At 72.2% G+C, this 18,896-nt stretch carries 17 protein-coding genes; 11 read left to right on the top strand and 6 right to left on the bottom strand.

Features of this window, described 5'->3' with window-relative positions:
* Window positions 1–36 precede the first annotated feature (36 nt).
* From ABT154_RS10650 to ABT154_RS10675, 6 genes are all read left to right on the top strand, one after another.
* Window positions 37–234, top strand: coding sequence for a hypothetical protein (locus ABT154_RS10650; RefSeq protein WP_317873638.1), 198 nt, complete (start codon window positions 37–39; stop codon window positions 232–234).
* Between the two features lie 186 nt (window positions 235–420).
* On the top strand, window positions 421–723 hold the full coding sequence (tatA, locus tag ABT154_RS10655; protein WP_317873637.1) for a Sec-independent protein translocase subunit TatA: 303 nt from the start codon (window positions 421–423) through the stop codon (window positions 721–723).
* 104 nt (window positions 724–827) lie between these two features.
* Window positions 828–1,730, top strand: a complete 903-nt coding sequence (gene tatC / locus ABT154_RS10660) for a twin-arginine translocase subunit TatC (protein ID WP_351855792.1) — start codon at window positions 828–830, stop codon at window positions 1,728–1,730.
* A gap of 41 nt (window positions 1,731–1,771) precedes the next feature.
* Window positions 1,772–2,800, top strand: a complete 1,029-nt coding sequence (locus tag ABT154_RS10665) for a diacylglycerol kinase family protein (RefSeq protein ID WP_351855486.1) — start codon at window positions 1,772–1,774, stop codon at window positions 2,798–2,800.
* A gap of 44 nt (window positions 2,801–2,844) precedes the next feature.
* Window positions 2,845–5,673, top strand: coding sequence for a DEAD/DEAH box helicase (locus ABT154_RS10670; protein ID WP_351855489.1), 2,829 nt, complete (start codon window positions 2,845–2,847; stop codon window positions 5,671–5,673).
* Window positions 5,674–6,008: 335 nt separating this feature from the next.
* Window positions 6,009–7,400 (top strand): cytochrome P450, encoded by a 1,392-nt coding sequence (locus ABT154_RS10675; protein ID WP_351855492.1) that lies wholly within the window; start codon window positions 6,009–6,011, stop codon window positions 7,398–7,400.
* A gap of 54 nt (window positions 7,401–7,454) precedes the next feature.
* On the opposite strand, the gene ABT154_RS10680 is transcribed toward ABT154_RS10675, so the two are convergent.
* The 3 genes from ABT154_RS10680 to ABT154_RS10690 are packed head-to-tail and all read right to left on the bottom strand — an operon-like array spanning window position 7,455 to window position 9,803.
* The gene (locus tag ABT154_RS10680) at window positions 7,455–8,393 is read right to left on the bottom strand and encodes an ADP-ribosylglycohydrolase family protein (RefSeq protein WP_351855494.1); all 939 of its coding nucleotides are present in this window, start codon (window positions 8,391–8,393) and stop codon (window positions 7,455–7,457) included.
* A 4-nt stretch (window positions 8,394–8,397) separates the two neighbouring features.
* Window positions 8,398–8,853, bottom strand: a complete 456-nt coding sequence (locus tag ABT154_RS10685; protein ID WP_351855496.1) for an ABA4-like family protein — start codon at window positions 8,851–8,853, stop codon at window positions 8,398–8,400.
* Window positions 8,850–9,803, bottom strand: a complete 954-nt coding sequence (locus tag ABT154_RS10690; RefSeq protein WP_351855499.1) for a hypothetical protein — start codon at window positions 9,801–9,803, stop codon at window positions 8,850–8,852. Before ABT154_RS10690 ends, ABT154_RS10685 begins: the two co-directional genes overlap by 4 nt.
* Window positions 9,804–9,921: 118 nt before the next feature.
* Between ABT154_RS10690 and ABT154_RS10695 the strand changes: the two genes are divergently transcribed.
* Window positions 9,922–10,554: a MerR family transcriptional regulator gene (locus tag ABT154_RS10695; RefSeq protein ID WP_351855501.1), complete on the top strand. Its 633-nt coding sequence runs from the start codon at window positions 9,922–9,924 to the stop codon at window positions 10,552–10,554.
* Between the two features lie 240 nt (window positions 10,555–10,794).
* Here ABT154_RS10695 and ABT154_RS10700 read toward each other — a convergent pair whose 3' ends face one another.
* Complete coding sequence (locus tag ABT154_RS10700) at window positions 10,795–11,628, bottom strand: siderophore-interacting protein (RefSeq protein WP_351855504.1); 834 nt, start codon at window positions 11,626–11,628, stop codon at window positions 10,795–10,797.
* Window positions 11,629–11,773: 145 nt separating this feature from the next.
* Window positions 11,774–12,679, bottom strand: a complete 906-nt coding sequence (locus tag ABT154_RS10705) for a 5'-3' exonuclease (protein WP_351855795.1) — start codon at window positions 12,677–12,679, stop codon at window positions 11,774–11,776.
* 417 nt (window positions 12,680–13,096) lie between these two features.
* Here ABT154_RS10705 and ABT154_RS10710 point away from each other — a divergent pair, with 417 nt between their 5' ends.
* From ABT154_RS10710 to ABT154_RS10725, 4 genes are all read left to right on the top strand, one after another.
* The gene (locus ABT154_RS10710) at window positions 13,097–14,173 is read left to right on the top strand and encodes a quaternary amine ABC transporter ATP-binding protein (RefSeq protein WP_351855507.1); all 1,077 of its coding nucleotides are present in this window, start codon (window positions 13,097–13,099) and stop codon (window positions 14,171–14,173) included.
* Window positions 14,166–15,977 (top strand): ABC transporter permease/substrate binding protein, encoded by a 1,812-nt coding sequence (locus ABT154_RS10715; protein WP_351855510.1) that lies wholly within the window; start codon window positions 14,166–14,168, stop codon window positions 15,975–15,977. Before ABT154_RS10710 ends, ABT154_RS10715 begins: the two co-directional genes overlap by 8 nt.
* A gap of 163 nt (window positions 15,978–16,140) precedes the next feature.
* On the top strand, window positions 16,141–16,692 hold the full coding sequence (locus ABT154_RS10720; RefSeq protein WP_351855513.1) for a helix-turn-helix domain-containing protein: 552 nt from the start codon (window positions 16,141–16,143) through the stop codon (window positions 16,690–16,692).
* Entirely contained in the window at window positions 16,689–17,429 is a 741-nt protein-coding gene (locus tag ABT154_RS10725; RefSeq protein ID WP_351855515.1) for a helical backbone metal receptor, read from the top strand. The genes ABT154_RS10720 and ABT154_RS10725 overlap by 4 nt, the downstream gene beginning before the upstream one ends.
* Here ABT154_RS10725 and ABT154_RS10730 read toward each other — a convergent pair.
* Window positions 17,356–18,528, bottom strand: a complete 1,173-nt coding sequence (locus ABT154_RS10730) for a TDT family transporter (protein WP_351855517.1) — start codon at window positions 18,526–18,528, stop codon at window positions 17,356–17,358. The two genes, ABT154_RS10725 and ABT154_RS10730, sit on opposite strands and share 74 nt — an antisense overlap.
* Window positions 18,529–18,896 lie beyond the last annotated feature (368 nt).

Below are 18,896 nucleotides of genomic sequence, written 5' to 3' on the forward strand. Positions count from 1 at the left end.
GCCCGGTCCGCCCTTCCCAACGTCTAGGCTCGGCACATGTTCTGGCCCATGCTCGCCATCGCCCTCGGCTTCCTCGGCATCGCCGTGCTCGGCGTCCTCGCCGTCAAGGTCTTCCTGGAGGTCCAGCGCCTGGGCCGTCAAGTGGCCCACACCACAGGGCGGATCAACCAGGCCGTGGAAGAGCTCGAAACGGCCGCCGTGGGACTGGCCCGAACCGGTGAGTCCCTGCGCTGAGACGCGCCGTACGCTGCCAGGGGCCGCCCCGGGCCGCGCTCGGGGGAGGCAATCGGGAGTATGCACGGGCATTGCCCTGCGTTTACTCCTGCGGGTTACGATCGCAGACAGCGCGGTGGCCGGACGCACGTCCGACCGGCGCGGCAACGCAACTCCATGTCGCCTCGGTGAAGAAGGTAAACAGCTATGGGTAGGCTCGGCCCCACCGAGATCATTCTCATCCTCGTCGTCGTCATCCTGCTGTTCGGTGCCAAGAAGCTCCCGGACATGGCTCGCTCGCTCGGCAAGTCGGCCCGCATCCTCAAGAGCGAGGCCAAGGCGATGAAGGCGGAGGACCAGCAGAGCGCCCCCGCCGACCCGCCGCAGGCCGGTGCCGCCACGGGTGCCACCGCTCAGGACCAGCCCGCCCCGCGCACCATCCAGGCCGCTCCCGGCGACGTGACCAGCTCGCGTCCCGTGGCCGAGCCCTCGGACACCACCAAGCGCTGACCCGGTCCGCCGCGGCCGCCGCACCGCGCGGCGGCTGCCGCACGAGATGAGGACGTGGGTTGCCCAAGTCTGCCCGCAAGCAGGAGAAGGATCCCGAGGGCCGGATGCCCCTCGTGGAGCACCTGCGTGAACTCCGCAACCGACTGGCGAAGGGTCTCCTCGCCATCGCAGCGGTGACGATCGTGGCCCTCGTGTACAGCGAGGAGCTCATGCAGTTCCTGACGAAATCGGTGCCCACCTGCCCCAGCGGGGTCACCAGTGACGGCGGAAACTGCGCGATCGTCTCCTTCAACACGTTGATGGCCCCGTTCAGCACGACGATCCAGCTGTCGCTGACGACGGGCCTCGTCGTCGCGAGCCCGGTCTGGCTGTACCAGCTGTGGGCCTTCGTCGCTCCGGGACTGCACAAGAAGGAGAAGAAGTACACGTACGCCTTCGTCGGCGCGGCCGTCCCGCTCTTCGGTGCGGGCGCCTACCTCGCGTACCTCATCCTCCCCATCAGCGTGAAGGTCCTCATCAGCCTCACGCCCAGCGGCTCCGCGAACATCCTCTCCCTCGGTGACGTCCTCGACTTCACCCTGCGGATGGTGCTGGTCTTCGGTCTCGCCTTCGAGCTGCCGCTCGTGCTGGTGATGCTCAACCTGACGGGCGTCCTCACCGGCCGCCGCATGGCCGGCTGGTGGCGCGGCGTGATCATGGGCGTCTTCGTCTTCGGCGCCGTCATCACCCCCACCACCGACCCCGTCGGCATGATCGCCCTCGCCGGACCGATCACGGTCCTCTACTTCGGGGCCGTCGGCTTCTCGCTGCTCAACGACCGCCGGCGTAAGCGCAACAACCCCGACGCCGACCTCGACGACGACGAGGCCTCCACGCTCGACCTCACCCCCGAGGCCGTCGGTACCGTCGAATCGGTCGGCGCCTCCCGGACCGTGCCCGAACAGGCCACCGGGGAGCACGGCGGAACCACCGCCCAGCGGCTGAACGGTTACGACGACATCACCTGATCTTGTAGGGTCCCCCCAGACTCCGTCCGGGGGGACCCCCAATGACCAGCGACATCACCCTCTTCGTGAACCCCACCGCGGGCCGTGGCCGCGGTGCCCACGCCGCACAACCCGCCGCGCAGGCCCTCAGGGACGCCGGATTCTCCGTCCGTACCGTCCTCGGGCACGACGCCGACGACGCCCTGCGACGCGCCCGCGAGGCCGTCGCCGCGGGCACCGGCGCCCTCGTCGCGGTCGGTGGCGACGGCATGATCTCCCTCGCGCTCCAGGCCGTCGCCGGTACGCGCACCCCGCTCGGGATCATCGCGGCGGGTACGGGCAACGACTTCGCCCGCACCCTGGGACTGCCCGTCCGCGACCCGTCGGCGGCGGGGCGGGTCGCCGCCGAGATCCTCAAGACCACGGGCGGCAGGAGCATCGACCTGGGGCGGATCGAGGGTGGGGCGGGGGCTTCCGGCGGGAGTGGGCCGGACGCCGGTCGTACGGCTTCGACCGGGACCCGCGAGGGCGCGGGCACTGCCACCGGCACCGGCACCGGCACCGGCACCGGCCGTTGGTACGGGACCGTGCTCGCCTCCGGATTCGACTCACGCGTCAACGACCGGGGCAACCGCATGCGGATCCCCGCCGGCCGCTTCAAGTACGACCTCGCCATCCTCGCCGAACTGGCCGGCTTCCGGCCCGTCCCGTACCGCCTCACCCTCGACGGCGGTCGCGTCGTCGAGACCGCCGCCACCCTCGTCGCCGTCGGCAACGGCAGCTCGTACGGCGGCGGGATGCGGATCTGCGCCGACGCCCGCACCGACGACGGACTCCTCGACGTCACCGTGGTCGGCGACTGCGACCGAAGGACCCTGATCAAGGTCTTCCCCCGTGTCTACAAGGGGACCCACCTCGACCACCCCAAGGTCACCACGTACCGGGTCCGCTCCCTCGCCCTCGACGCCCCCGGCACCACCGGCTACGCCGACGGCGAGCCGCTCGGACCGCTGCCCCTCACCGTGACCTGCGTGCCCGGCGCCCTCCGCGTCCTGGCCCCGCCCGGGGCCCCCGCCACATCCCCGCGATAAAGATCGCGTCACTGTCAGAGGCGGCGGGTAGGCTCGAAGACAAGATGACAGAGGACCTCACACCCGCCGAGGCGTACGCGGCCGCCCGCGCCCGCAACGCCGAGCAGGCCACCGCGCTGGCCCCTTTCCGCGAGATGTACGAGTTCGGTCTGGACCCCTTCCAGATCGAGGCCTGCCAGGCTCTTGAAGCGGGCAAGGGCGTACTCGTCGCCGCGCCCACGGGCTCCGGCAAGACCATCGTCGGCGAGTTCGCAGTCCACCTCGCCCTCACCCAGGGCCGCAAGTGCTTCTACACGACCCCCATCAAGGCGCTGTCGAACCAGAAGTACGCCGACCTCGTCAAGCGCTACGGCAACGACAAGGTCGGCCTGCTCACCGGTGACAACAGTGTCAACGGCGACGCCCCGATCGTCGTGATGACCACCGAAGTGCTCCGCAACATGCTGTACGCGGGCTCGCAGGCGCTCTCCGGCCTCGGCTACGTCGTGATGGACGAGGTCCACTACCTCTCCGACCGCTTCCGTGGCGCCGTCTGGGAGGAAGTGATCATCCACCTCCCCGAGTCCGTCACCCTCGTGTCGCTCTCCGCCACCGTCTCCAACGCCGAGGAGTTCGGCGACTGGCTCGACACCGTCCGCGGCGACACCGAGGTCATCGTCTCCGAGAGCCGCCCCGTCCCGCTCTGGCAGCACGTCCTCGCCGGACGCCGGATGTACGACCTCTTCGAGGAGGAGACCGACCACGGCGGCCGGGGCGCCTCCCGGCGCGAACTCAACCCCGACCTCCTCCGCCTCGCCCGCACCGAGAACACGCGCACGTACAACCCGCGTGAGCGGCGGCGCGGCAAGATGGTCCGCGAGGCCGACCGCGAGCGCGAGCGCCGCCAGCGCTCCCGCATCTGGACCCCCGGCCGCCCCGAGGTCATCGAGCGCCTCGACGCCGAGGGACTTCTGCCGGCCATCACCTTCATCTTCAGCAGGGCCGGCTGCGAGGCCGCCGTACAGCAGTGCCTCCACGCCGGACTCCGCCTCAACGACGACGACGGGCGCCAGCGCGTCCGCGAGATCGTCGAGGCGCGCACGGCCGCCATCCCCAGCGAGGACCTCCACGTCCTCGGCTACTACGAGTGGCTCGAAGCCCTGGAGCGGGGCATCGCCGCCCACCACGCCGGCATGCTCCCGACCTTCAAGGAGGTCGTCGAGGAGCTCTTCGTACGCGGCCTCGTCAAGGCCGTCTTCGCCACCGAGACGCTCGCCCTGGGCATCAACATGCCCGCGCGGACCGTCATCCTGGAGAAGCTCGTCAAGTGGAACGGCGAGCAGCACGCCGACATCACCCCCGGCGAGTACACCCAGCTCACCGGTCGTGCCGGACGCCGTGGCATCGACGTCGAGGGCCACGCCGTCGTCCTCTGGCAGCGCGGGCTCGACCCGGAGCACCTCGCCGGACTCGCCGGCACGCGCACGTACCCCCTGCGCTCCAGCTTCAAGCCCTCGTACAACATGGCGGTCAACCTCGTCGAGGGCTTCGGCCGGCACCGCTCCCGCGAACTCCTCGAGACCTCCTTCGCCCAGTTCCAGGCGGACCGCTCCGTCGTCGGCATCTCCCGGCAGGTGCAGCGGAACGAGGAAGGGCTCGACGGCTACCGCCAGGGCATGACCTGCCACCTCGGTGACTTCGGGGAGTACGCGCGGCTCCGCCGTGATCTCAAGGACCGCGAGACCGAACTGGCCCGGCAGGGCGCCGCCCAGCGCCGTGCCCAGGCGGCCGGTTCCCTGGAGAAGCTCAAGCCGGGCGACGTCATCCACGTCCCCACCGGCAAGTTCGCCGGTCTCGCCCTTGTCCTCGACCCCGGCATCCCGGCCGGCCGTACCAACGGCCACCGGGGCTTCGAGCACCACGACGGGCCGCGCCCGCTCGTCCTCACCGCCGAGCGGCAGGTCAAGCGGCTCGCCTCGATCGACTTCCCCGTCCCGGTCGAGGCGCTGGAGCGGATGAGGATCCCCAAGTCCTTCAACCCCCGCTCCCCGCAGTCCCGTCGTGATCTGGCCTCCGCCCTGCGGAGCAAGGCCGGGCACATCAACCCCGAGCGCCACCAGAAGCAGCGCTCCGCCGCCGCCGACGACCGTGAGATCGCCCGGCTGCGCACCGAGATCCGTGCCCACCCCTGCCACGGCTGCGACGAGCGCGAGGACCACGCGCGCTGGGCCGAGCGCTACCACCGCCTCCAGCGCGACACCGAGCAGCTGGAGCGGCGCATCGAGGGCCGTACCAACACCATCGCCCGCACCTTCGACCGGATCGTCGCGCTCCTCACGGAGCTCGACTACCTCCGCGCGAACGAGGTCACCGAGAACGGCAAGCGGCTTGCCCGTCTCTACGGCGAGCTCGACCTGCTGGCCAGCGAATGCCTCCGCGAACGCGTCTGGGAGGGTCTCACCCCGCCCGAACTCGCCGCCTGTGTGTCGGCGTTGGTGTTCGAGGCTCGCCAGTCCGACGACGCCGTCGCGCCGAAGCTGCCGAGCGGGAACGCGAAGGCGGCGCTGGGCGAGATGGTGCGGATCTGGGGCCGACTCGACGCCCTCGAAGAGGAGTTCAAGATCAACCAGGCGGAGGGGGTCGGCCAGCGCGAGCCCGACCTCGGCTTCGCCTGGGCCGCCTACCAGTGGGCCTCCGACAAGAGCCTCGACGAGGTGCTGCGCGAGGCCGAGATGCCGGCCGGCGACTTCGTCCGCTGGTGCAAGCAGGTCATCGACGTGCTCGGCCAGGTCGCGGCGGCGGCGCCCAGGGAGAACAGCACCGTCTCCAAGAACGCCCGCAAGGCGGTGGAGTCGCTGCTGCGGGGCGTGGTGGCGTACAGCTCGGTGGGCTGAGGCTTCGTCCCCGGTCCGGACTGCCTCCGAGTCCGGACCGCTCACCCGTCCGCACCGCTCACCCGTCCGGACCGCTCACCCGTCCGGACCGCTCACCCGTCCGGACCGCTCACCCGTCCGGACCGCTCCCGTCCGGACCCGCTTTCCTCCTGGGAGTGCGTTCGGCCGGGCGCCCGTGGCGATCACGCCACGGGCACCCGGTGCGTTCGGCCCCTCTTGCCGCATCCCGCACGGCGTCTGTCCACAGGGCGTTGTCCACAGGGGTGGCGCACGGGTGGACGCTTCCGCTTGCATGGACTCGCACACGGGGAAGGCCAGTTGGGGAGGGGACGCAGATGACCACGCAAGCCGGTCCGGACGCCGGGGCACGCGGCGAGACGGCGCAGCCGACACCGGACATCGTCGAAGGGCCGCGAGGGGTACCCCTCCTGGGGAACCTGCCGGCCTTCGGCAAGGACCCGCTCGCCTTCTTCGAACAGCTCCGGGGTCGCGGCGACTTCGTCCGCTGGCGCTTCGGCAACAAGCCCTGCCTCTTCATCGCCCACCCGGACAACGTCGGCGAACTGCTCACCGAGGTCGAGCGCACCTTCGACCAGCCCGACCTGGGCATCGCCTTCCGTACGCTCCTGGGCGACGGCGTCATCGTCTCCAAGGGCGCCGACTGGCGTCGCAAGCGGTCCCTGGTGCAGCCCTCCGTCCGCCCGAAGCAGGTCCGGTCCTACGCGGCGACCATGGCCGAGTGCGCCGTCGCCCTCGCCGACCGGTGGGCCGACGGCGAGCAGGTCGACGTCAAGAAGGAGATGGCGGCCCTCACCCAACTCGTCGCCGTCCGGACCATCTTCGGCGTCGACACCGCCGCCGACGCCGAAGCCATCGGACAGGCGATGGACATCGCGCAGAAGGAGATCGGGGCCGAGTTCAGCGGCCTCGGAGCGGTGCTCCCCGACTGGGTCCCGACCCCTGGCCGTGCGCGCATCAAGCGGGCGACCGCCGTGATCGACGCGGAGGTCTCCCGGGTGGTGTCCCAGCACCGCGACGGCGAGACCGAACGCCCGGACCTGCTCAGCCGGCTGCTGGCCGCCCGGGACGAGACCGGCGCGGCCCTCTCCGACCAGGAGATCCGCGACGAGACGGTCACGCTCTACATCGGCGGCCACGAGACCACCAGCTCCACGCTCGTCTGGGCCTGGTACCTGCTCTCCCGCAACCCCCGGGTCCGTGACGCCCTCGCCGAGGAACTCGACCGGGTCCTCGCCGACCACGAACCCGGCTACGACGACTACGCCTCCCTGACGTACACCCAGGCGGTCATCAAGGAGACCCTCCGCCTGTACCCCACGATCTGGCTGATCACGGGCCTGGCGAAGGAGGGCGCCACCCTGGGCGGCATGCCCGTCCCCGCCGGCACTCGCGTCTGGTCGAGCCAGTGGGCGACCCACCGGGACCCCCGCTGGTACGGGGACGCCGAGGAGTTCCGCCCCGAGCGCTGGATGGATACGGACGACGGGCCGGCCGAGGAGATACCCGAGTACGCCTGGTTCCCCTTCGGCGGCGGCCCCCGGGTCTGCCTCGGCACCCGCTTCGCCCTGGTCGAAGCGGTCCTGGTCCTCGCGGTCCTCGCCCGCCGCTACCACCTGGACCTGACCCCGGAGGAAGTCCTCCCAGTCCCGAGTCTCACGCTGCAGCCGGACCGCGAGGTGCTGGCGACGGTCCGGGCGAGGACCTGACGTTCATTCAGTGAGGTGCGGGGCGCGGCTGGGCGGCGGGATGGGAAGGGGAGTTCAGCGCGGGGCTGTGAGGGAGATGGCCAGGGCTCGGAGGTCGTCGGTGCGGAGGACTCGGCCGGCCGAGCCCGGCAGGGGGACGTGCAGGGTGGACGTCCAGCGGGTGGGGATCGCGGACGCGCCGTAGACGGTGCCCGCGAGCATGCCGGTGACGGCCGCCACCGTGTCGGTGTCGCCGCCCAGATCGACCGCCGCGACGAGGGCCTCCTCGAAGGAGGCGGTCGTGCGCAGCGCCCACAGCGCCGAACCGAGGCAGGGCCAGACCGCGCCGTTGAACTCGGTGGCCTGGTCCGGGTGCCAGTCCGGGGCGAGGACGATCGCCCAGCGCTCGCGGTGCGCCGGGGCGACCTCGGCCAGGGTCGCGGGGAGGGCGGTGAGCGGGTCCTCGCCGAGCAGGGCGACCCGGACCAGGTCGTGGAGGATCGCGGTGCCCTCCCAGGCCGCGCCGTCGCCGTGGGTCAGGGCGGCGATCCGGCGGGCGGCGTCCATCGTCGCGGTGCGTCCCCGCGCCGCGAAGCGGACTGCGGAGGTCGAGGCCCGCATCAGGGCGCCGTTCCCCGCGCCCCGGCCGTTGACCTGGAAGTGGAGCGAGGCCGCGAGGTCCCAGGGGTCCCCGCCGAGCAGGACCTGTTCGGTGAGGAGACCGATGTCCTTGGGATCGGCCGCCGCCCAGCGGCGGAACCGGGCGAAGAGGTCGGGGAGGTCGAGGCCGCCCCGTTCGAGGAGCGACTCGCCGACGAGGACGGCCATCTGCGTGTCGTCCGTCGCCTCGCCCGGATCCCAGCCGCCACCCCCGCACAACTCCCCTACTCCGTCGGGGAATCGCTCTCGGAAGACGCCCGGGAGCCCGAACTCGAAAGGGGCGCCCAGGGCGTCGCCCACGGCTGAACCGAGGACGGCGCCCTGGGCGCGGTCGGTGCGGTCGAGGAGGGGCATGCGGTCAGCGTAGGGCGAGTTCGGGCGACTGTTCCCGGGATTTTCTGGCCGTCCATACCGCACGGACCACCAGGAACAGCGGGAGGCCGATGGGGGAGAGGAGGATCGTCAGGACGAGCAGAGGGGCCATCAGCAGGGGCGGTACGGACAGCCGGCGGGCCTCTCGGTACATCCACTGGCCGAGCAGCAGGTCCCAGGCGATGACCTGCGCCCAGATCGCGCCGGCTCCGCCCGCGAGCGCCGTCAGCTCGCGGAACGTGTCGATGTCGGGGCTGCTGACCGCGGTCCACAGTTCGGGCAGGACGGGGGCGGCGAGGACCGCCCACAGGACCAGGAGCGGCAGGACCGTGAAGGGAGAGGCCGCCACGCGCTCGGTGATCCGCCAGGACGGGGCGAGGATCATCAGCAGCCAGACGGGCGCCGCGAGGAGGAAGGCCAGCTCGAAGAGGAAGCCGGTCATGCCCTGACCTCCTCGGCGCGGGCGGCGGTGGGGGCGCCGGTGCGGAGGGAGAGCGCGGTGGTAGCTGCGCCCAGCAGCACGATCGCGCCTGCGCCGGCCAGCGTCGCGCCGTCCGGCGAGAGCAGGGCCTGCCCGCGCAGTGCCTGCCAGGCCAGCAGGACGAAGGTCGCCGCGTACGCCCCCGAGGCCGTGAGCGTGAGCCGGAGCCGTACGCGCTCGTCGGCCAGGCGGGCGAAGCGGGGCGCGAGCAGGCCCAGGGCGATCAGCAGGAGCGGGAGCGCCTGGAGCGCGTGCATCCCGAAGAAGTGGGCCACCCGGAGGTCGCCACCGGTGCTGGCCCAGCCGGTCAGCGGCATCGACGGGCCGCCGTCCGGGATCCCGACGGCGTGGGCGCCCTGGATCGGGGAGTCGGGGACGGCCAGCTGATCCGGCGTCGGCTGCACCATCACGAAGCCCACGGCCGCGCCCGCCAGGGCGATCAGCGAGGAGAGCCGGACGGCCCAGGCCATGGCGCCGTCGAGTATTCGGGCCCGGAGCAGGAGGACGGCGATGACCAGGGCGCCCAGCCACAGCACGGCGACGGTGCCGCCCATGAGCTGGAAGACGGCGTTGTCGAAGGGGGTGGCGTGGTTGAAGTGGCTCTGGGTGCCCCGGATCACCTGGAGGGTGATGAGCACCATCTCGCCGGCGCTCATGACGGCGACCACCGTCCCGGCCCACCAGCCGACCCGCCGGCCCCGGGGGAGCAGGGAGAGCATCCAGGCGAGGGAGAGCGCGTAGGCGACGAACGAGACCGAGAACTTGAAGGGCTTGGTCCAGATCGGGACGCCGACCAGGACGCGGTCGTCGACGACGATACCGACGGCGGAGACAAGCGCGAGGACGACCATGGAGGCGGCGAACCGGACCAGCGGTCGGTGCAGCTTGGTGAGTGGGCCGGGCGAAGACATGGGGATCCCCCCGTGGGATGTATGGATAGCGGCACTTCCCGCTATCTGATAGCGCCACTATCTATGATGGGCGTGTCGGTCGGCAAGGCCGGAGCAAGATCAGGAAGGTGAACACGCGGTGCGCATCGGAGAGTTGAGTCGCAGGACCGGGGTGTCCGTGCCGACGATCAAGTTCTACGTACGGGAGGGGCTGCTGCCGCCCGGAGAGCTGACGAGCCCCAACCAGGCGGCGTACGGGGAGCCGCATGCCCAGCGCCTCCGCCTGATCCGGGCGCTCCTCGATGTCGGCGGTCTGTCGGTCGCCGGCATCCGTGAGGTGATCGTCGCGGTCGACGACCCCGAGAGGTCGGTGCACAAGCTGCTCGGCGAGGCGGCAAGCCGGATGGTGCCGCGCTACGAGCGGGAGCCGGGAGCCGGCATGGAGGAGGCGCGCGAGAAGGTCGCCGCCCTGATCTCCGCGCGCGGCTGGCGGGTGTATGAGGGCGCCCCTGCCACGGAAGCGCTGGCGACGGCCCTCGCGGCGCTGGAGGACGTCGGTCACGGCGGGTTCGACGAGGTGCTGGACACGTACGCGGACGCCGCCGAGCGGGTGGCGCGGGCGGACCTGGACTACGTGGCGCACCATGTGGCGCGCGAGGAACTGGTGGAGAGCGTCGTCGTCGGCACGGTCATCGGCGACGCGATCTTCTCGGCCCTGCGCCGCCTGGCCCAGACGGACGCCTCTGACCGCGCGTTCGGCCGGGCGACGTAGAGGGGGAGAGGGGTCGGGAAGGTGACGGGGCGGGAGAGCGGGAGGAGGCGGGGCGCGCCGGATGGGTCGGTGGGAGGCGGCGGGGAGCGTGAGGCCGGGGGCGGGAACGCCGGCTTCCCGCCTGCGCCCCGCCCCCGGCCTGGCCTCAGCCCGGCCTCAACCTCGCCTCAGCCCGGCCTCAACCTGGCCTCAGCCCGGACTCAGCCCGGCCTCAACGGGCCCCCAGGGCCCGCCCGTCGCTCAGTTCTCCTGTTCGCGTTCCACCTGGTCGTTCCACTCGCGCTTGATCGCGCGCCAGGCCTCGTCCGACTTGCCGATGCGCCAGTAGCCCGAGATCGACAGGCGTTCGCGCGGGATCTCGCGGTCCAGGCGCAGGTGGCGGCGGAGTTCCTTCACGGAGCCCGCCTCGCCGTGGACGAAGGCGTGGACGTCGCCGGCCGGGAAATCCAGGTTGCGCACGGCCTCGACGAGGGCCTCGCCCCCCGGCCGGTCGCCCCGGTGCAGCCAGGTGACGTGGATGCCGTCCTCCGTCGCGAACTTCTGCTCCTCGGCGGCGTCCGCGATCTCCACGAACGCGTGCACCCGCGCCCCGGCGGGCAGTGCCTCCAGGGCGACGGCGATGGCCGGGAGCGCGCTCTCGTCGCCCGCGAGCAGATGCCAGTCCGCCGTCGGGTCCGGCGCGTAGCCGCCGCCGGGGCCGAGGAAGCGGACCGTCTCGCCCGCCGTGGCCCGGGCGGCCCACGGCCCCGCGAGACCCTCGTCGCCGTGGACGACGAAGTCGACGGTCAGCTCCCGGTGGACCGGGTCCCAGGCCCGTACCGTGTACGTCCTCGTCGTCGGCCACTGCTCCCGGGGGAACTCCGCCCGGATCCGGTCCATGTCGAACGGCTCCGGGTAGGCGACGCCCTCGGGGGCGAACAGCAGCTTCACGTAGTGGTCGGTGTACGCGCCGATCTCGAAGCCGTCGAGTCCGGGACCGCCCAGCACCACCCGCACCATGTGCGGGGTGATCCGCTCGGTGCGCACCACGCGTGCTTCGGTGGCCTTCGGTGCCTTGCGGGGCTGCTCTGCCACGAGGGGCTCTCCTGACTCGACGTACTTAGGTATGCCTAAGCTAGCATCTCCAGGTTACGCCGCCCAGGGGAGGGCCGTGTGATCCCGTCGGCCACCGGCCCCGCTCGGCCGCCTCGCGAGCCCCTCTCTCCGGCTGTCGGCCCCGTCAGCGGTCGAGCACCGGCAGCAGGCGGCCCACCGCCCCGCCGAGACCCCAGCGCTTCACCAGCGCCTCCAGGGCCGCCATGTCGCGCGGAGCCGTCGGCAGCGCCGGGTCGAACTCCGGCAGCGGTACGTCCCCGGCGACCCTGACCACCGTCGGCGCGACGTCCAGGTACGCCGCCGCTTCCACGATCCCGCGCCGCTTGGCCGGCGTCAGCTTCGACGTACGGTCCTCGGCGGCGGCCCGCACGCCCGCCAGGTCCCCGTACTCCGTGATCAGCTGCGCCGCCGTCTTCTCGCCGATGCCCTTCACGCCGGGCAGGCCGTCGCTGGCGTCCCCGCGCAGGGCGGCGAAGTCCGCGTACTGGTCGGGGCGCACCCCGTACTTCGTGCGGATCAGTTCCGCGTCCACCAGGTCGCAGTCACCGACGCCCTTGCGCGGGTACAGCACGCGCACGCCCCGCGCGTCGTTCACCAGCTGGAAGAGGTCCCGGTCGCCGGTGACGATGTCCACGGGGCCCTCGGCGCGACCCGCCAGCGTGCCGATCACGTCGTCCGCCTCGTACCCCGCCGCGCCGATCCGCGCGATGCCGAGCGCCGCGAGGACCTCCTCGATCACCGGCACCTGCGGGGACAGGGTGTCCGGGATCTCCTCCTCGTCCGGGCCGGTCTCCGTCTCGACGGCGACCCGGTGCGCCTTGTAGGAGGGGATCAGGTCCACCCGCCACTGCGGGCGCCAGTCGTCGTCCCAGCAGGCCACCAGGTCGTCGGGGTGGTGGTCCTGGACGAGCCGGGTGATGAAGTCGAGCAGTCCGCGCACGGCGTTCACGGGGGAGCCGTCGGGGGCCCGGACGGAGTCCGGCACCCCGAAGTAGGCGCGGAAGTAGAGGCTGGCGGTGTCGAGGAGCATCAGGCGTCGCGTCACACCCCGATCATGCCGCACCCCACCGACAGTCCCGGCTGCGCGACAGGCCTGCCCGTCGGCGCCCTCACCGATGGTCCTCTTCGCACGACCGGCCCGCCCGTCGACACCCTCAGCGACAGCCCCTCCGTGCGACAGGCCCGCCGACCGGGCTCCCCGCTGCGCAGCGGGCAGCTCCACGTGACCCCCGTGCCCGCTGCGCAGCGGGCAGCTCCACGTGACCCCCGTCACCTTTGCGTTTGCACCCCGTGAAGGGGGGCAGGCGCGAGCCCGGAGCGGAACCCGGTACGGAATTCAACCAAGGAATCCCCGTACGCGACGGGCCCGCGGGCAGATCCCGCCCGCTCCACGGCCCAGCCACGCGGGGGTGGTGGGGCCGTTCTCGTTGCTACCCGTGAGGTTTATGTGTCCAGGCTCCAGGCCGACCATCTGTTCAAGGTGTTCGGCAGACGACCCGACGAGGCCGTCCGCAGGCTCGTCGACGGTGCCGACCGCGAGGAGCTGCGCGCCGAGGGGACGACAGCAGCCGTCGTGGACGCCGGTTTCACCGTCGAGCCCGGCCAGATCTTCGTCGTGATGGGGCTCTCCGGGTCCGGCAAGTCCACCCTGCTGCGCATGCTCAACGGCCTGCTCGAACCCACCGCCGGCCGGGTCCTCTTCGATGGACGTGACCTCACCGCGCTGTCCCCCCGCGACCTGCGCACGGTCCGTTCCACCAAGATCAGCATGGTCTTCCAGCACTTCGCGCTCTTCCCGCACCGGAACGTTCTGGAGAACGCCGGCTACGGCCTGGAGGTGCAGGGCGTCCCGCGCGCCGAGCGCGAGACCCGGGCCGCCGAGGCCCTGGAGCTGTGCGGTCTCGCCGGCTGGGAGAAGTCCTGGCCCGACGAACTGTCCGGCGGCATGCAGCAGCGGGTCGGTCTGGCCCGCGCCCTCGCCACCGACGCCGACCTGCTCCTCATGGACGAGTCCTTCAGCGCGCTAGACCCGCTCATCCGCCGCGACATGCAGGACCAGCTCCTCGTGCTCCAGCAGCGGCTGAAGAAGACCATCGTCTTCATCACCCACGACCTCAACGAGGCCATGCGCCTCGGCGACCGGATCGCCGTCATGCGCGACGGCCGGATCGTGCAGCTCGGCACCGCCGAGGACATCCTCGTCCGCCCCGCCGACGACTACGTGGCCTCCTTCATCCAGGACGTCGACCGCTCCCGGGTGCTCACCGCCTCCGCCGTCATGGCCGAGGGTGTCGCCCCGGCCGACTGCCCCGACGGCTGTGCCTGCCGCGCCGTCGGGCCGGACACGCTCGTCGCCGACCTGTGCGCCGTCGCCGCCCTGGCCCCGCACCCGGTGACCGTCGAGGACGCCGAGGGCTCCGTCCTCGGAGTCGTACCGACCGAACGCCTCCTCGCCGTCATGGGCGGTACCGGCGCGCCGCATGCCCAGCCCGCCAAGGGCAAGGAGGTGACCGCCGGTGCCTAGGCTCCCCCTCGGTGACTGGGTCGACAGTGCCGTCGACTGGCTCCAGGCCCAGTTCTCCTGGCTGTTCGACGCCGTCAGCACCGGTGTCACCGGTCTCTACGACGGCATCGACGCCGTCCTGTCCGCGCCCCAGCCGCTGCTCTTCGCCGGCATCCTCGCCGTCGTCGCCTGGTGGCTGCGCGGCCTCGCCGCCGGTGTCCTCGCCTTCGCCGGGTTCGCGCTCGTCGACTCGGTCCAGCTGTGGGACGAGGCCATGGCGACGCTGTCGCTCGTGCTCGTCGCCACCCTGGTGACCCTGGTGATCGCCGTACCGCTCGGCATCTGGGCCGCCCGCTCCAAGACGGTCAGCGCCGTGCTGCGGCCGGTCCTCGACTTCATGCAGACCATGCCCGCGATGGTCTACCTCATCCCCGGCATCATCTTCTTCGGTGTCGGTGTGGTCCCCGGCATCATCGCCACGATCGTCTTCGCGCTGCCCCCGGGCGTACGGATGACGGAGCTGGGCATCCGGCAGGTCGACGGCGAACTGGTCGAGGCCGCCGAGGCCTTCGGTACCACCCCGCGCAACACGCTGCTCCGCGTACAGCTGCCGCTCGCCCTGCCGACGATCATGGCCGGCGTCAACCAGGTCATCATGCTGGGCCTCTCGATGGTCGTCATCGCCGGCATGGTCGGCGGCGGCGGTCTCGGCGGCGCCGTCTACCGCGCCATCGGCAACGTCGACATCGGCCTCGGCTTCGAGGCCGGCGTCTCCATCGTCGTCCTCGCCATGTACCTGGACCGGATGACCGGCGCCCTCGGCCGCCAGGTCTCCCCGCTGGGCCGCCGCGCCGCCGCCAAGGCGCGCGCCGCGCTCGGCGCCAAGCGGCCCGGGGCGAAGATCTGGGCCCACCGCCCGCAGCCCGTCGCCGCCCTCGTCGGCGTCGTCGTGCTCGCCCTGGTGGCCGGCGGCATGGGCTTCCTCGGCTCCGGCGGCGCGACCTCCACCGCCGCCGCGGGCAAGAACAGCGGCCACGGCAAGAAGATCAACATCGGCTACATCCCCTGGGACGAGGGCATCGCCTCCACGTACCTCTGGAAGGAACTCCTGGAGCGCCGGGGGTACGAGGTCGACACCAAGCAGCTGGAGGCCGGCGCGCTCTACACGGGCCTGGCCGGCGGTCAGCTCGACTTCCAGACCGACTCCTGGCTGCCCGTCACGCACGAGCAGTACTGGAAGAAGTACCAGAACAAGCTGGAGGACCTCGGCTCCTGGTACGGCCCCACCTCCCTGGAGCTCTCCGTCCCCTCGTACGTGAAGGGCGTCGACTCCCTCGCCGACCTCAAGGGCAAGTCGGGCCGGTTCAAGGGCCGGATCATCGGCATCGAGCCGAGCGCCGGAATGATGGGCATCCTCAAGGACAAGGTCCTCAAGGAGTACGGCCTCGAGGGCGAGTACGAGGTCGTCGACGGCTCCACGCCCGGCATGCTCGCCGAGCTGAAGCGCGCCTACGAGCGCAAGGAACCGGTCGTCGTCACCCTCTGGTCCCCGCACTGGGCCTACTCCGCCCACGACCTCAAGAAGCTCGCCGACCCCAAGGGTTCCTGGGGCAAGGGCGACGGCGTCCACACCCTCGCCCGTAAGGGATTCGCCGCCGAGAACCCCGAGGTCGGCGCCTGGCTGAAGAACTTCGAGCTCACCGAGAAGCAGCTCACGGACCTCGAAGCCGTCATCCAGAAGACCGGCAAGGGCAAGGAGCAGGAGGCCGTCCGCACCTGGCTGGACGCCAACCCGGGCCTCGCGGAGAAGCTCGCGCCGCAGTAGTACCGGGGGAGGACAGCCGACTTCTGTCCGAAATGGGGTGGTCGCCGAACGTGTTCGGCGGCCACCCCATTTCGTCACGACGCGAAACCCCGCCCCAAAGCTGCGTAAGGTTCAGGTAACCGACCGGTACGGATGCGCACGAGGCACGAGGGAGGGAGCCGACATGGACGAGAAGGAATCACCCCGCGTGGGCGCGGCCGTCAAGAGGCGGCGCAGAGCGCTCCAGCTCACGCTGGCCGTCGTCTCCTCGCGCAGCGGCCTCTCCGTGCCGTTCCTCAGCCAGGTCGAGAACGACCGCGCCCGGCCCAGCCGCCGGTCCCTCGAACTCGTCGCGGAGGCCCTGGAGACCACCTCCGGCGAACTCCTCGCCGCCGCCGAGGCCGCCCGTACCGTCGATGTCGTACGGGCCGCCGAGCACTCCCCGGGACTGCCCGCGGGCGTACGGGCGATCGTCCGCGGACGTCACCAGCTGCACGCCCTGGAGTTCACCGGTGAGCAGGACGCCGGGCGCGAGTTCCAGCACCGGAACGACGAACTGCTCTACGTGGCCGACGGCGCCGCCGAGGTCGAGGCCGAGGGCCGCGCCTACCGGCTGGACCGCGGCGACACCCTCTACCTCTCCGGCGGGGTCCGCCACCGCTGGCGCGCCACCGAACCGGGGACCCGGCTGCTCGTCGTCGCCGTCGCCGAGCACGTCGAGGCCGAGGAGGAATGAGGGCCGGGCGAGACGCACCCATCCGGGTCGTGTCCCTCGTGCCCTCCCTGACCGAGGCCGTCGCCGTCACCGCGCCCGACGTCCTCGTCGGTGCCACCGACTGGTGCGTCCGGCCCGCCGGCCTCGACGTCGTCCGCGTCGGCGGCACCAAGAACCCGGACGTCCCCGCGATCCTCGCCCTCCGCCCCGACCTCGTCCTCGCCAACGAGGAGGAGAACCGCGCCCCGGACCTCGCCGCCCTCCGGGCCGCCGGGACCGAGCTCCTCGTCACCGAGATCCGCACCCTCGACCAGGGCCTGCGGGAACTGGAGCGGGTCCTCGCCGCCTGCGGCGCGCCCCGCCGGCCCGGCTGGCTCGACGAGGCCGAGGAGGCTTGGGCGGCGGTCACCCCGGAGGGGCCGCACACCGCCGTCGTACCGATCTGGCGCCGCCCCTGGATGGTGCTCGGCCGGGACACCTTCGCCGGAGACCTGCTGGCCCGGCTCGGCGTCCGGAACCTGTACGCCGGCCACCCCGAGCGCTATCCGCGCCTCCCGCTCGACGAACTGCGCGCCGCCGCGCCCGACCTCGTCGTGCTGCCCGACGAGCCCTACCGCTTCACACACGACGACGGCCCCGAGGCGTTCCCCGGGACCGCCGCCGCGCTCGTCGACGGGCGACTACTCACCTGGTACGGGCCGTCGCTGGCCGAGGCTCCGCAGGCACTGGCGCGGGCCCTGCGAGCAGCGCACCGCTGACGAGACCGCGCACGGTGTGGATCGCGGCCACCAGCCAGGCCGTGAGGAGCAGCGCGTACAGGAAGACCGCGAGCCCGTCGAAGACGACGAGTCCGGTGTGCTGGGCGAGCCCCTCGGCGCCGGTCACACAGGTGCCGATCGGGAAGGTGAACGCCCAGAAGGTCATCGCGAAGCCCATGCCCTGCCGGCGGGCCCGCAGCACCATCGCCCCGGCGAGCGCCAGCCACAGCAGCGCGAAGCCCATGACGGGCACGCCGTAGAGGACGGCGAAGGAGGCGAAGCCGTGCGCGTACGGGGCGGGCAGCACGCCCGGGGCCACGTCGGCGAACTTGTTGGCGGCGGTCGTCGACTGGCCGAGCGGGCCGAGGACCAGGAAGAGCGTGGGGGTGAGCGCGAGCGGCAGCGGCCCGCCGGTCACCAGCCGCCCGAACACCAGGGGCAGCATGACCAGGGTCGCGAGCAGACTGACGCCGAACATCGCCCAGCAGGCGATGAGCAGGGTCTGCTGGGCCTGCCCGGCCGGCAGATGGGGCACGAGCAGCGGGCCGAGGGCGGCGGAGACCATCGGCGCGACGACCGGCAGCAGCCACACCGGGGAGGCGCCCTCGATCCGGTGGTGCACCACCATCAGGTACGGGACGACCACCGCGGCCGCGAGACCGATCACCGTGCCCGCGGTGAACAGGACGGTGTCCAGCGCGACGGCGGCGGGGAGCCCGATCCAGTCGCGGCCGACGATCATCGCGCCGCCGCCGACGGCGAGCAGCGCCATCGACAGACAGCCGTAGAACGGCGCCATCGCGGGGTCGAGGAGGTGGGCGCGGGCCTGGTCGCGGTGGCGGGTCCAGTGCGTGGCGCGGGCGGCGAGCAGGACGAGCAGCATCGCGAGCGAGAGCGTCCAGACGGCCGCGCAGACGGTGCGGAGACCGGGACCGGCGGAGGGGAGGCCGGCGCCGGCGTTGGCCACGATGGCCGTACCCATCACGGAGGCGTACCAGTTCGGCCCGAGGTGACGGACGGAACGGGTGGGCGAGACGACCGGCCGGGGCTCGTGGGCTCGGGCGGGCAGGGCGGGACGGGGAAGTGCGGGGCTTGCCATGCCTCCACCGTCGCCCTCTTCCAGGGCCCCCACCAGGGATCATGCGGCTATGACGCCATAAGCTGGCCTTATGAGCAGGAGCTGGGAGACGCGGGGCAGCGGGACGAACGGTGAGGGGGCGGCCGGCGGCGGGCCGGGTGGCGGCGGGGCGCCGGCCAGTGGGATCGCGGGCGGTGGTGCATCCACTGGGGGGGCCTCCAGCGGCGGGAGCCCTGGTGGCGGGGCATTCCCTGGCGGGACTGCCGGCGGCGGTGCATCTCCAGGTGGGACCCCTGGTGGCGGTCCGTCCACTGCCGGGACACCCGGTGGCGGTGCATCCGGTGGCGCGGCGCCCGGTGGCGGGAGCTCCGGCGAGGGGGCTCGCGGGC

It is taken from the genome of Streptomyces sp. NPDC001728, assembly GCF_040297565.1.
Classification (GTDB): domain Bacteria; phylum Actinomycetota; class Actinomycetes; order Streptomycetales; family Streptomycetaceae; genus Streptomyces.